Consider the following 13,642-nt stretch of genomic DNA (forward strand, 5'->3'; position numbering starts at 1 on the left):
CATGGCCTAATGGTACCTCTAAGAAGATTCTGCAAAAAAGCTGAAGGCTGATAGCTGATGGCTAACAATATTTTGTTGCTAAATCATACATTTTCTAGTAATTTACGAGCATACTAGTACCATTGAACAAGAATATCAAGAGGAGTGACTCTTTTTATGCTAATGAAGCCACGTTATACTGGTAATGAAAACCCTGGACAGATACCTTATACGCCAAATGCACCTAACCCTCTGCAACCTCCCAATGACCCTAATATGCCGCAGACAGCCCCAGGACCAGGAGTGCCTGGAACTACTAAACGTATAGTAGGACAATCTAAAGGTACTCTGGAGAATATAAAAGAAATGGGAACGCCAACTATCCCCGAGACTATTAAAAGCAATATTCACTGTGTAACCATTGTTGGCCAAATTGAAGGCCATATTATGCTTCCTTCCCAGAACAAAACAACAAAGTATGAACATATCATACCGCAGCTGGTAGGAATCGAACAGGATGATAATGTAGAAGGCGTGTTATTAGTCCTTAATACCGTTGGTGGAGATGTAGAAGCAGGACTGGCTATTGCAGAAGTTGTGGCTACAATGACTAAACCTACAGTAACCTTAGTATTGGGGGGCGGTCATAGTATTGGTGTACCCATTGCAGTTTCTGGAAGATATAGTTTTATTGCACCAACTGCATCTATGACTATACATCCAATCAGATTAAACGGTTTAGTTATTGGTGTACCCCAAACCTATGATTACCTTGATAAAATGCAAGACAGGGTTATCCGTTTTGTAACTGAACATTCCAAGGTAACTGAAGAGAAATTTAGAGAATTAATGTTTAAAACCGGCGAGCTGGCTAGAGATATAGGGACTGTTGTAATAGGTAAAGATGCAGTGGAGAGTGGGTTAATTGATGAAGTTGGTGGCATTGGGCAGGCCATGTGTAAGCTAAAGCAATTGATCGAGGAGCAAAAGGGAAAAGAGAGGTGTTTCTTACAATGATATTATGGACACCACTCCCAGCCGAACAGGTATTAGATGGCTTTGATAACAATACCTATGTTGATTATGAAGCTACTGAAGTGGCAGGGATACCAGTTCTAACTGAGAAAACTGAAACTGGTCAAAGGCGAGTAGTCAGGATCAATAGCTCTAACCCGGCCCACTATTTAAGTCCAGACGTTTATCCTGGTTTAGTAACAAGCTAGTATAGCCCTTAGCTGACCCGATGGCTCATAGGCCGTGAGCAATGGGCGGAAAGTTGGAAAGAAGAAAGAAACCCTCTGTCATCCTGAGCGACAGTGAAGGATCTTTACACATTGAAAGGCTAGCCTAAGACCCTTCGCTAACGCCCAGGATGACATGAAATTTTCTTTCCAACTGTCCAACTTTCTGCTTTCCAACTTTGCTGACGGCTAAAAAACCCCCTCCGATGTTTCTGTTTCGGAGAGGGTTTTTGGTTTAACGAGAAAAGTATTGTGATATTTCGCTGTAGTTTTGATAGGGTTGCTGCTGATTATAATTGGGCTGGGAGTAGCTTTGGTAGCTCATTCCTTGGTTTTGATTTAGCATATTTTGTTGAAAAGGGACTTGGGTAGCTTGGTATTGCATCTGGTGTTGTTGAGTCAGCATGCTTTGTTGTTGTTCATTTATCATTTTTTGAGCACCATTTTGTACTTGATTAATCATATTTTGTTCAGCCATCATGGGCTTATACCAGCCTTGCTGATGAGCAAAATCAAAAACTTGTTTTTGCTGATCAAAGGTCTGATTTAAGATATTAATATACTCCTGACGAAGTTGCTCATTGGAACACTCCAATATATTGGATGTTAAGGAAGATGCATTCCACTTTAATTCATTGAGCATTGCTAAACAGAGATTTTTATCGGTTACTTGATCTCCTTGCATTATTACACCTCCTTTTCTATTATTGAAGGGAGCCGCTGTTTGTGTGTTGGACAAGTTTCTGAAAACAATCCATTCTGCTGCGGGAAAGGTTTTGGCAAAGATGTTGTAGTTGTGGATTAGTAGACTCTCGGGCAAAATGATTGAACTGACCCACTAGGTTTGTTTCTAGCATTAAGTGACTTTCTAAATCTAATAATTCTCTAGCTGTTTTTTGTCCCATAGTATATGTCACGAGGTTGCCTCCTTTCAAAGTCATATCATGTGTTAATATGGTATCTTAACACAGACTTTATTCAGCCTACGTCTTGTTTATCCAATAAAAGGGTTTTGGAAATATCTGTAGTATATATAATTTGGAGGTGCCTAACCTTGGATGTCTTAAAGAAACTAAAAGAAGATTTGAAATATGAGATTTTTGGCATAGGGTTGATAGCCCTAGCTGTATTGGGATTGATTAGTTTTGCTGATACTCCCCTAGGGGCTATAGGTGGCTTTGTGGGGAGGGTTTTGAAAGGACTCTTTGGGGCCTTCGGCGGAGTTGTATTAATGTTCTTTCTTGGTTTATTTGGTATAAAACTAATCATAGAACGTAAGAGATCCAGTGTAAATATTAAGATTTATGGCGCAGTTTTACTATTTATTATTATTCTTGCCCTATTAAGCTTAATGCTACCAGTTAAAACTACTTTTATGGATGTTCTAATGCAAATTACAGATGAGACTTCAGTTGGCAAAGGAGGAGGATTGATTGGTTCAATACTAGTATTTTTATTAATCCAGTCCTTTGGTAAAGCAGGTACATATATATTATTAACCTCAGGGCTAATAGTATCTTTTTTATTAATGACCAATGTTTCTATGGCCGACATTGTTCAGAGAATTACCCTAAGGGCTAAAAATTTTATAGCCAATACGGGAAGAAGATTAAACTCATTTTTGTTTACTGAAGTTGATGAAACAACTAGTCACACACCTATAATCATAACTAGTTCTCAGGATGAAATTGATTTTTCCAGTTCTAAACACACTAAAGTTAATCTTGGGAATATAGATAATCAAAATACTGGCCCACTTAATTTCGTGATTAATGATAAACCTAGATCTAATGATACCGAAAATGCAGTACTGTCTAAAAATGAAAACGAAAGAGTTGATATGACTTATAATCAGCTATCATTAACTGATATTGGTTCTTTTAACCTACCCCCGTTAAACCTTTTATCAAGACCCATGAAGGGAAGTAAAACAGTTTCAAGCGCAAAGGATATTACAGACAATATTACTAAATTAGAAGAAACTCTAGAAAACTTTAGTATTAAGGCCAAAGTTACTCAAGTATCCCGTGGCCCTGCCATAACTCGCTATGAAATTCAACCGCCTGCTGGAGTAAAAGTTAGCCGCATCGTTGGTTTGGCAGACGATATTGCTTTAGCTATGGCTGCACCAGATGTTCGTATCGAAGCACCCATCCCTGGTAAGGCAGCAGTGGGAATTGAGGTTCCAAATAAAGAAATTTCTATGGTTCATATTAGAGACTTATTAGAAGCCAATGAATTTAACTCCTCAGATTCACGTTTAACCGTAGCGTTAGGCAAAGATATTGCTGGGACACCAGTTTTGGCTGACTTAACAAAGATGCCTCACCTTTTAATTGCCGGTGCCACTGGTGCGGGTAAAAGTGTATGTATAAATACACTCATTTCCAGCATTTTATTTAAAGCCACACCGGATGAAGTTAAGTTCTTAATGATAGATCCTAAAATGGTTGAATTAGCTACTTATAATGGGATCCCTCATTTGGTTTCTCCAGTGGTAACAAACCCTAAAAAAGCAGCAACTACACTTCGATGGGCAGTCCGTGAGATGGAAAAACGTTATGAGTTGTTTGCCAAGGCAGGGGTTCGCAATATAACCATGTATAATAACATGTTTAAAGACTCTGAACCCGGCGCAGGTCAAAATCGTTTGCCACTCATGGTGGTCATTATTGACGAGTTAGCAGATTTAATGATGGTTGCTCCGGCAGATGTAGAAGATGCTATTTGCCGCTTGGCCCAAATGGCTAGAGCTGCAGGTATTCACTTGGTTGTAGCCACCCAACGGCCCTCTGTGGATGTTATTACAGGTTTAATTAAAGCAAACATTCCATCTCGGATTTCCTTTGCCGTTTCATCTCAGGTGGACTCTAGGACGATTCTTGATATGGCAGGTGCAGAAAAACTATTAGGGAAAGGTGATATGTTATACTTCCCAGTTGGTGCATCTAAGCCTATACGTGTACAGGGTGCGTATCTTTCTGACAGAGAAGTCGAGGATGTTGTAAACTTCTTGAAAAAACAGTCTGAGCCTACCTATGATGATACTGTTATTAAAGATGAGCCAAAGGAAAAAGAAGAGTCTGAGGCTGAAGACGAATTACTGCCCGAGGCTGTTCGGATTTTAATAGAAACTGGACATGCTTCGATATCTATGTTACAACGTCGACTTCATATTGGTTATGCTCGGGCAGCTAGATTAATCGATATTATGGAAAAGAAAGGTATTGTAGGAGGATATGAGGGAAGTAAACCAAGGGCTATTCTAATGACAATGGAACAATACTTACAAACCTTTACTGATAGTAAGAAGAGCTAATATGAAAATAATCTTGCCATTAGCTGGGTTGTTAGTGTGTTTTACAAAAGTTGACCATTTCTGGTTGTCCGTGCTATACTGACTTTGTTTTTTGCCGAGAGAAAGTGTAAAAATATCCGAATGCACAGGGCAAACTAAGTAGAACGGAACAAAGAATAAATACGCTAGGAAAGCAGAGATATTAGTATTATTTAGCCTGATAGATATTGGGAATACTAAAATGGAGCTTGAATAGAGCGACGAGGAAGTAAGACAAGATGACGAAAGATTTTTCTATAGAGGAAGCTTTAAAACAAAAAGATACCTGTTTAATTGATGTTCGTTCAGAAGGAGAATTTGCTGAAGGTTCCATACCAAATGCAATAAATGTTCCTTTATTTAATAATGAAGAACGGGCCAAGGTTGGAACTGTTTATAAACAGATTGGTACCGAAGAAGCCAAAAAATTAGGTATTGAGATTGCTGGCCCTAAATTACCCAAACTGTACAATGATATTGCAAATTTAGGTAAAAATAAAAAGGTCTTTCTTTATTGCTGGCGCGGGGGGATGCGCAGCAAATACCTAACATCTATTTTGTCAAGTCTGGGTATGGATGTTTACCGCGTTCAGGGTGGATATAAAGCCTATCGTCGGTACGTTCATAATTATTTAGACCAAGATGAGATTCCCCACAAATGCATTGTGTTACATGGCCTAACTGGAGTTGGTAAAACCATTGTATTAAATAAATTATATACAATGGGTATACCAGTATTAGATTTGGAGTCTCTAGCCCGCCATCGTGGATCAGCATACGGTAAAATAGGTTTGCCAGAATCACCTTCCCAAAAGGACTTTGAAGCAGGCATTGTGCAGAACCTAGAGAAAACTGAAAACCTAGGAGTTATTGTAGTAGAGTGTGAAAGTCGCAGAGTGGGTAAACTAATTGTGCCAACCTCGGTTCTAAATGCTATGGCTAAGGGTTATAGAGTGTTAATGTATGCTTCTATGGATGTTCGGGTTAAAAGAATTATTGAGGAATATACAAGTGGTCCTAACAACAATATAGAAGGGTTACAATACAGTACTTCCTTATTAAAAAAATCCCTAGGTGGTAAAGTTGTTGAAGAACTCAATCAAAAGATAGAGGAAAGAAAATTTTCAGAAGTTATTCCCTACCTTCTCAAAAATTATTATGATCCTCTCTATAAATATCCAGATACATCTAGCAATGATTACGATTTAACGGTAGACTGTGATGAAATTGATCAAGCAACCATAAAAATTGCTAATTGGATAAGGTGCTTACCTGAATATGGCAGGCAGGTAAAAAACGGAGGTGATGACTGTGCAAATAGGGGAAGCTTTAAGTAATGCGAGAAAGGAAAAGGGTTATTCCTTCAGGTACTTAGAAGAAGCTACTAAAATTAGAGCAAAGTACTTGGAGGCTTTAGAAAACGAAAACTTTGATATTTTACCCGGACCTGTATACGCCAAAGCTTTTTTAAGAACTTATTCAAAGTACTTGGAACTGGATACAGAAGAAATAATGGCTGAGTATAGTCGTATTTGTAACAATACTCAACCTCCTGTAGAGGAAACCAAAGAAGTTGAAATTGAACCAACTTCTAAAGAAAATAAAAAATGGAGATATCTGGTAGCAGGATTGGCCATTGTTTCTTTAGTGGCGTTTAATTCTATTTATAATAGGGACCAAGGGCTAGATAACAAACCTGAGTTACCTAATACTGTTCAAGAACAACCTAATAATCAGACAGATCAGCCCTCTAAGGATATAAAGCCATCTGCTCAAGGTGTTGCTCCTCAAAATAATCAAGGTGTAAGAGTGGTCCTAAGGGTAACTGAACAACAACAGAGTTGGATGCAGGTTGAGGCAGATGGTAACACAGTTTTCAGTGGTTTAGTAGGACCCGGGGAAATGAAGGATTTTAAAGCCGAAGAAAAGATTTTTTTACATGTTGGTAATGCTGGTGCAGTAGAAGTTAATGTAAATGGTAAGGATTTAGGACGTCTGGGGGAAAATGGTAAGGTTGTAAAAATACCATTTACTTCCGGTGAGGAGCCTAAATTAAAAGAAGGATAAGAGCTAGTCTCTATCCTTCTTTTAATTTGGCCTTACAATGGGGACAGTAATCTGGGTTTCCTTGGTAATAATTGCCGCAAAAGGTGCATTTCATTAAGATGTTTGACGTGATATCCCGGGGGCCTTTATGTTGTTTATTTCTGTTTCCTTTGATGTTTGTCTGGAGGAGGTAAAAAGGAAAGACCACAGCTGGTACAAAAAAAGTACCCAAAGCCCATCGGAAAGAGGCTTTAGAAGAATAGCCCTGTTTTCTTGAATCCCAGAATACCCATAGTGATCCCAAAAGTCCTAAAGACAACCAGATATAATGCAATATTACCACCCACTCACTCTAACTGTACTAAAAATAACCCGACTATTAGTCGGGTTATTTTTAGTACAGTATACCATATATTAATTAAAACTGATCAACCTGGGGTTCTTGGCTTTGGGGCATCCTGTTTGAAAAAGATTGATTTTCTGAATAATTCCCCTCACAATCACAATCCATAGCTTTATAAGCTAAATAACCTATTGCTGCAAGGGATGCTACATGCACGGCCCAAAAACCGAAATTAGGATATCGCCATGTATTGTCGCGAATCATGAATAATCACCTCCAGATGATTTTATAATATTTTCCCTAAATCATCTTGTTTTTACTCCTATTTATTTTGGTTTTAAATCATATAAAAAATTAGCTTACTCTCAAAAATAAGTAAAATGACATTTTATTCTCTGATGATACTGTCTCGGTAAGCATAAAAAAATACTCGACTACCTACGTCGAGTATTGCCTTTACCTCTATTAGGTTTCCTTACCATGCCGATGATAAATAGAATTGAACCCATAATAATTAACCAGGACTGATCAGGGAAAAACATACTAGCCCCAATTAGTAGAAAACCGATGCCACTTATGATAATTTTCCAGTCTAATTTTTTTCCCAATTTGCTATACCACCTTGTACCATTTGGCATATAGTATACCATGTTGATGCGGACTGGCCAAGATGTTAAGTAGGAAATAATTTTGCTTTCGGCCATTAGCCATTAGCCTTTAGCAATGGTAGTAATTCATGGATCCTGTGTATAAGATACTGCATCAGTGGGGGATAACGATAGCACTTACTAATTCGTTAAGGTTAGTTTTCTAATAAGCCCTAGGCCCATAGCTAATGGCTAAAGACTAAGGCTAAAGGTTTATAAAGCTGAAAGGCTGATGGCTGATAGCTGACGGCGACGGCTATTATATTACCCCACTTCTTCCTGACTTAGAGGAATATTAATATATTCATAGTTAAAATTAATTGCCTCAGATGATAGGTAGTCTACAATATAACTGGCGATGGTTTCGATGTCTAAAGAGCCATTAACAGCTATTTGTATCATTTTTACATGTTTTTCCTCCAGGGGTACTGTGTAGTTATTGTATTCTAAAACTTGATCAATTAGCATTGCTAACCATTCCAGATCAATAATTTCTTCCAAATCGAGCCTTCTTACCCTCAACATAGAATCACCCCTTCAGATTTTCAATAATATTATTAGACTTTATCAATTACTTCAACCAAGTTTTAGAAAATTTAAGAATTTATTAAGAATTAAACAAAAAACCTGCTAATTAACAGCAGGCGTTTAATTTAGATATAGTTTTTCACAAAAATTTAAATTTAAACTTTTTCGATTAGTACTTGATCATCTTTATAAACCATATATTTGTCTTGGAATTCTCGATAATGAAATAATGGTTTTCCCAATTTTCTAGCCCACATGGCGCAATATTTAGTTCCACCGGTGATAATACCAGTGGGAGGGAAGGTACCAATTACCACTATCTTACTTGATAGGAGAGACTGGGTTTTGTCCCGGGCAATAAAGGTCCACTTAACAGCTGGTTGCTCCAGTTTAAATTGACTCACAATGCATCCACCATTACTTACGATTCTCTGATACAGGTGATAATTTTCTGATGGAAAAACTGGTGCAGCTAAGCCAAAGGGAACAACGGCTACTGTAATACCGCCCTCGTCAAGGCACCCTAGATGGGCTGCGGTATCAATACCAGTGGCTAAACCTGAGAGGACCACAATACCTTTACGGGTTGCTTGACGGGCCAGTGAGTAAGCCATTGCACAGTCACGTTGGTGCTGGAGTATTTCTATAGGAGAACTACCCTTGGCTGGTCTTCTAGGACCGATAAACGCTATTATTTCTTTGTATTCTGGAAAGTTTCCAAGGTAATGATACATCTAAATACATCCTCCAGAATTATTATATCAATAAAATAGATTCAGTTTTTGACAACATTATCCAATGTGATATAATTTTTATGTTTAAGTAAAATGTTCTAGGAGGTAGTATTAATGGCAAAGGAAAATAGCTTTGATATAGTCAGTCGTGTGGACATGCAAGAAGTACTTAATGCCGTACATCAGTCTTTAAAGGAAATTGAAACTCGCTTTGATTTTAGAGGAAGCAAGAGTAAAATTATTTTTGAAGGTAAGCCTGAGATTATTCTAATCAGTGACGATGATTTTAAATTACGTAACGTAATAGATATCTTGGAAGGTAAACTAGTTAAGCGGGGTGTCAACTTAAAAGCATTACGCTATGGTAAAGTAGAATCTGCTGCAGGAGATACTGTGAAGCAAACAGTAAAGTTAGTCCAGGGAATTGAACAGGATATAGCTAAAAAAATTGTTAAAAGCATCAAAGATAGTAAAATTAAAGTGCAAGCATCTGTTCAGGGTGACCAAGTAAGGGTTGCAGGTAAAAATCGAGACGATTTACAGGCTGTAATAAATGTAGTAAAAGGTATGGAACTAGATATACCAGTTGAGTTTACAAATTATAGAACATTTTAGTTTTCTTTTGACAGGCTTGCCACACTGATTTATACTAATTACGAAAAAATATTATTAGCACGAAAGGAATAATTATGCCCTCTATCGGATTGTTAAGCTTGGGTTGTCCAAAAAATTTGGTGGATTCAGAGGTAATGCTAGGTCTACTGCAAAATGCAAATTTTACAATAACGAACAATGAATCAGATGCAGATATCTTAATTGTTAACACATGTGGTTTTATTGAATCTGCCAAGGAAGAATCCATACGGCATATTTTTGAATTATCTCAACTTAAAGAAAATGGTCATTGCAAAGGACTTATTGTTACTGGTTGCTTAGCCCAGCGTTATTCAAAGGAACTAATGGAAGAAATACCGGAGATTGACGCAATTATTGGTACGGGACATATTAATGATATAGTTGACGTTGTTAACCAAACCCTAAAGGATGAGGTTAGGCAATCAAGGGTAAATGACCCTTTATATATCTATGATGAATATTCTCCACGACTATTGAGCACACCCTCTTATTTAGCTTATGTAAAAATAGCAGAAGGTTGTGATAACCGTTGTGCTTACTGTGCAATCCCTGATATTAGAGGTAAATTCCGAAGTAGGCCGATGGAGTCAATTGAAACAGAAGTTAAAGCTCTAGCGGCAAGAGGAGTCAAGGAAATAATATTAATAGCCCAAGATACTACCCGCTACGGTTTAGATATCTATGGGGAGTATAGATTGGATCAGTTAATCAGAATGCTGGGCAAAATTCCAGAACTTAATTGGATTCGTTTGTTGTACTGCTATCCCAATCGTTTTACTGATAAATTAATTAAAGCCATAGCAGAGACTCCAAAGGTATGCAAATATATAGATTTACCAATGCAACATGCTGCGGACGAAATATTGCATGCGATGAAACGTCCGGTTACTAAACAACGGGCAAAGGAACTTATTCATAAATTAAGGTCAGAGATACCTGGCATTGCTATTCGAACTTCATTTATTGTTGGCTTTCCAGGTGAAACCGAAGAACATTTTAAAGATTTACTTGATTTTATGGACGAGGTCAAATTTGACAAGGCTGGAGTTTTTCCCTTTTCTCAGGAAGAAGGAACGCCTGCTGCAGAGATGCCAAACCAAATTCACGGCAAAATAAAACAAGAACGTTATCATAGGGCTATGAAATTGCAAAGGGAAATATCCTTATATCAAAATCAAAGGCGAATTGGCCAAGAAATGGAAGTCGTGGTTGAAGAATTAGTTGATGAAAACAAACAAGTATATGCTGGACGATCCTCCTATGATGCACCTGAGATTGATGGTTCTGTGGAGTTTACTAGTCCTGTGCCTTTACGTGTTGGTGATTTCGTTACAGTGAGAATAATTAGGGCTTTAGAGTACGATTTGATGGGAGAGTTGGCCCAATGAATTTACCGAACCGGTTAACTCTGGCTAGGATTTTCTTGATACCAATATTTTTGGCAGTAGTAACGTTGAGAATTAAGTATGGTGATATTATAGCTGCAGGGGTTTTTATACTGGCAGCAAGTACCGATGGACTTGACGGTTACATCGCCAGAAAAAATAAACAAGTAACTACCCTGGGTAAGTTTATGGATCCATTGGCAGACAAACTTCTTGTATCAGCGGCTCTAATTGTATTGGTGGAGTTGGATGTATTAGCTGCCTGGGTAGCTGTAATAATTATTGGTCGTGAGTTTATGGTAACCGGTTTTCGAACAATCGCTGTAGCAGAAGGTGTAGTAATAGCTGCTAGTAAATTGGGAAAGTGGAAAACAGTTACCCAAATCGTTGCAATTGTGGCCATGTTTTTACACAATCTTACTTTTCCTTATTTTGGTTTTGACTTAGGGAAAATTGCTATGGCAGTGGCTGTTTTCTTTACCCTCTGGTCCGGTTATGATTATATGGCTAAGGGATGGCATTTATTAAAGAAATAGTAGATTCAAAAATCAGGAATCCTTGGGTTCCTGATTTTTTCCATTTGTTTCAAGGAGAATCGTATATACGATCGTGCTATAATAATATAGCATAAAATATGTACTAAACTGGAAAGGATGATGGCTATGCAATGGCACGGCCTTAAGATTCCGGTTATTTTTTTGACCTTTGTAATAGGACTAGCACTGGTTTTTGGTGGACAATGGTTTTATCAGCAGTATAATTTTCAACAACCATTAAATGAAGTGTTAGCCAATAAAGAACTGGTAGAGAAATATACAATTAAAGAGGATCCTACTAAATCTCTAATAACCATAGAGTTATCTAAAAATGCAAACAATTTAATGGTGGCATATCAAGAACTTAATCAATCAGTTAGTGAAGTCATGGGTGAAAATTTATATCAAATTGAAATTCTTAGCCAAACCGATGACTCCCTTGACCAAGTCTTTTATGAAAGCCACCATGTTATCTACCAGGCTCAGGTAATGGGTAATTTCCCTCAAGTTGCCCAGAAGGTCGAGGAAGCAGCTCGGAAACAGGGAGTAGATGGTAAGGTTTTTGTAGATGAAAATAATATCTATTTACAGCTTGCAAAACCAGATGGCCATTATTTGTTTAGAATAATACCTAGACATGACTATGGTATAATTGATACCACCGAAGGGGGTGGCAAAATTGCTAAAGGAAATTAGTTTAGGTCTGGGTGCTGCCCTATTAGTATTTGGATTAGCAGTGGGATATGATATTACCCCATTTATATTATTACTTGCCTTTGGTGGATCACTATATTATTTAGTCAATGCCAAAGGTATGGTAAAATCTAGTTTTGGTAAGGGTACTGGTATACCAAAACGCCAAGAAATTTCCTTTGAAGAAATTGGTGGACAAGATTCGGCTATTAAAGAACTAAAGGAGGCCCTTGATTTTATTAAAAACCATAATGAAATCAGAGAATTAGGTATCCGCCCCCTAAAGGGAATCATTATGACAGGGCCTCCTGGGACAGGTAAAACTCTTATGGCTCGGGCAGCTGCCAGCTATACAGATGCAGTCTTTGTTTCAGCCAGTGGTTCTGACTTTGTCGAAATGTATGCTGGCGTGGGAGCCCAAAGGGTTCGCAAAATATTTCAAACGGCTAGGGAATCTGCCATTAAACAAAAGAAAAAGACGGCCATTATTTTCATCGATGAAATTGAGGTGCTGGCCACCAAAAGAGGTCAAAATTCCAGTCATATGGAATATGACCAAACCTTGAATGCATTGTTGGTGGAAATGGATGGCATAAAAGTTGATGATAATGTGCGACTACTGATTATGGCCGCAACCAACCGTGTAGACATGATGGATCCAGCCCTACTTAGACCAGGACGCTTTGACCGGCAGGTAAAAGTTGATCTTCCGGATAAGAAAGGAAGATTAGAAATATTAAAACTTCATACGAGAAATAAGCCTTTGTCAAAGAGCGTTGATCTAGTTCAGGTATCCAAAGAGACCTTTGGTTTTTCCGGAGCTCACCTGGAGAGTTTAGCCAATGAAGCGGCCATTTTAGCTATGAGAGAAGAACTTAAGGAAATTGAGCATCGACATTTCCATGAAGCTGTTGATAAGGTTATTATGGGTGAAAAGCTTGACCGTCGCCCCAATCCAGAAGAATTAAAACGGGTAGCTATTCATGAGACTGGTCATGCTTTGCTTAGTGAGTTGGCCAGGCCCGGATCTGTATCAGCCTTGACTGTAACCTCCAGGGGAGGAGCTTTGGGTTACATGCGTCAAAATCCTGAAGATGATACCTACCTATATACCCAGGAATATTTGGAAAATCAAATAGCAGTTATGTTAGCTGGTGCAGTGGCTGAGGAAGTTGTTTATGGAAATCGCAGTACCGGAGCATCAAACGACTATGAAAAGGCTTTGCATACTGCCAAAACGATGATTAAAGCTGGTATGTCCAGACTTGGAGTTGTTAGTTTGGATGATTTACCGGGAGATCTCAAGCATACGGTGGTTTCAGAAATTTTACGAGAGCAGGAACAAAGAGTACTGGATTATATAATGTCTCATCGGGAGTTTTTATCTGCCACCATGGATGTGTTATTAGAAAAAGAAAAAATTTCAGGGGAAGAGTTTCGAAGGTTATTACAGACCCAAAATGCTGCATAAACTGATAATATTTGGAAATAATAAAGAGACCAAACCTACTTGGTCTCTTTGTTGTTTTCTGATTAT

General features: G+C 38.1%; 16 protein-coding genes. 10 read left to right on the forward strand and 6 right to left on the reverse strand.

Going from position 1 to position 13,642, the window contains the following annotated elements; translation table 11 throughout:
• Positions 1-156 precede the first annotated feature (156 nt).
• The gene (locus ACYQ03_RS10570; RefSeq protein ID WP_459909865.1) at positions 157-996 is read left to right on the forward strand and encodes a ClpP family protease; all 840 of its coding nucleotides are present in this window, start codon (positions 157-159) and stop codon (positions 994-996) included.
• The gene (locus tag ACYQ03_RS10575; protein WP_459909867.1) at positions 993-1,202 is read left to right on the forward strand and encodes a YlzJ-like family protein; all 210 of its coding nucleotides are present in this window, start codon (positions 993-995) and stop codon (positions 1,200-1,202) included. Before ACYQ03_RS10570 ends, ACYQ03_RS10575 begins: the two co-directional genes overlap by 4 nt.
• A gap of 253 nt (positions 1,203-1,455) precedes the next feature.
• Here ACYQ03_RS10575 and ACYQ03_RS10580 read toward each other — a convergent pair whose 3' ends face one another.
• Together ACYQ03_RS10580 and ACYQ03_RS10585 are read right to left on the reverse strand one after the other, a co-directional pair.
• Entirely contained in the window at positions 1,456-1,905 is a 450-nt protein-coding gene (locus ACYQ03_RS10580) for a spore coat protein (RefSeq protein WP_459909869.1), read from the reverse strand.
• A 19-nt stretch (positions 1,906-1,924) separates the two neighbouring features.
• Positions 1,925-2,137: a hypothetical protein gene (locus ACYQ03_RS10585; RefSeq protein ID WP_459909871.1), complete on the reverse strand. Its 213-nt coding sequence runs from the start codon at positions 2,135-2,137 to the stop codon at positions 1,925-1,927.
• A gap of 137 nt (positions 2,138-2,274) precedes the next feature.
• On the opposite strand from ACYQ03_RS10585, the gene ACYQ03_RS10590 reads away from it, so the two are divergent.
• From ACYQ03_RS10590 to ACYQ03_RS10600, 3 genes are all read left to right on the forward strand, one after another.
• On the forward strand, positions 2,275-4,539 hold the full coding sequence (locus tag ACYQ03_RS10590) for an FtsK/SpoIIIE family DNA translocase (RefSeq protein WP_459909873.1): 2,265 nt from the start codon (positions 2,275-2,277) through the stop codon (positions 4,537-4,539).
• Positions 4,540-4,796: 257 nt separating this feature from the next.
• Positions 4,797-5,894, forward strand: a complete 1,098-nt coding sequence (mnmH, locus tag ACYQ03_RS10595; RefSeq protein WP_459909875.1) for a tRNA 2-selenouridine(34) synthase MnmH — start codon at positions 4,797-4,799, stop codon at positions 5,892-5,894.
• Positions 5,863-6,624, forward strand: coding sequence for a helix-turn-helix domain-containing protein (locus tag ACYQ03_RS10600; RefSeq protein WP_459909877.1), 762 nt, complete (start codon positions 5,863-5,865; stop codon positions 6,622-6,624). The genes mnmH and ACYQ03_RS10600 overlap by 32 nt, the downstream gene beginning before the upstream one ends.
• A 397-nt stretch (positions 6,625-7,021) precedes the next feature.
• Here ACYQ03_RS10600 and ACYQ03_RS10605 read toward each other — a convergent pair whose 3' ends face one another.
• The 4 genes from ACYQ03_RS10605 to ACYQ03_RS10620 all read right to left on the reverse strand — a co-directional run bounded on the left by ACYQ03_RS10605 (position 7,022) and on the right by ACYQ03_RS10620 (position 8,855).
• Positions 7,022-7,210: a hypothetical protein gene (locus ACYQ03_RS10605; RefSeq protein ID WP_459909879.1), complete on the reverse strand. Its 189-nt coding sequence runs from the start codon at positions 7,208-7,210 to the stop codon at positions 7,022-7,024.
• A gap of 170 nt (positions 7,211-7,380) precedes the next feature.
• Complete coding sequence (locus tag ACYQ03_RS10610; protein ID WP_459909881.1) at positions 7,381-7,554, reverse strand: hypothetical protein; 174 nt, start codon at positions 7,552-7,554, stop codon at positions 7,381-7,383.
• Between the two features lie 303 nt (positions 7,555-7,857).
• The gene (locus tag ACYQ03_RS10615) at positions 7,858-8,118 is read right to left on the reverse strand and encodes a hypothetical protein (RefSeq protein WP_459909883.1); all 261 of its coding nucleotides are present in this window, start codon (positions 8,116-8,118) and stop codon (positions 7,858-7,860) included.
• A gap of 158 nt (positions 8,119-8,276) precedes the next feature.
• Positions 8,277-8,855 (reverse strand): DNA-processing protein DprA, encoded by a 579-nt coding sequence (locus ACYQ03_RS10620; protein WP_459909885.1) that lies wholly within the window; start codon positions 8,853-8,855, stop codon positions 8,277-8,279.
• 114 nt (positions 8,856-8,969) lie between these two features.
• On the opposite strand from ACYQ03_RS10620, the gene ACYQ03_RS10625 reads away from it, so the two are divergent.
• From ACYQ03_RS10625 to ACYQ03_RS10645, 5 genes are all read left to right on the forward strand, one after another.
• A complete protein-coding gene (locus ACYQ03_RS10625) occupies positions 8,970-9,470 on the forward strand; it encodes a YajQ family cyclic di-GMP-binding protein (protein WP_459909887.1) in 501 nt (166 codons plus the stop codon).
• A gap of 74 nt (positions 9,471-9,544) precedes the next feature.
• The gene (rimO, locus tag ACYQ03_RS10630) at positions 9,545-10,879 is read left to right on the forward strand and encodes a 30S ribosomal protein S12 methylthiotransferase RimO (RefSeq protein WP_459909889.1); all 1,335 of its coding nucleotides are present in this window, start codon (positions 9,545-9,547) and stop codon (positions 10,877-10,879) included.
• The gene (gene pgsA / locus ACYQ03_RS10635) at positions 10,876-11,412 is read left to right on the forward strand and encodes a CDP-diacylglycerol--glycerol-3-phosphate 3-phosphatidyltransferase (RefSeq protein ID WP_459909891.1); all 537 of its coding nucleotides are present in this window, start codon (positions 10,876-10,878) and stop codon (positions 11,410-11,412) included. Before rimO ends, pgsA begins: the two co-directional genes overlap by 4 nt.
• 126 nt (positions 11,413-11,538) lie before the next feature.
• Entirely contained in the window at positions 11,539-12,108 is a 570-nt protein-coding gene (locus tag ACYQ03_RS10640; protein ID WP_459909893.1) for a hypothetical protein, read from the forward strand.
• Positions 12,092-13,576 carry an AAA family ATPase gene (locus tag ACYQ03_RS10645; protein ID WP_459909895.1) on the forward strand — a complete coding sequence of 495 codons (1,485 nt, stop codon included), beginning with the start codon at positions 12,092-12,094 and terminating at the stop codon, positions 13,574-13,576. Before ACYQ03_RS10640 ends, ACYQ03_RS10645 begins: the two co-directional genes overlap by 17 nt.
• The last annotated feature ends 66 nt before the right edge of the window (positions 13,577-13,642 follow it).

It is taken from the genome of Desulfotomaculum defluvii (genome assembly GCF_054657375.1).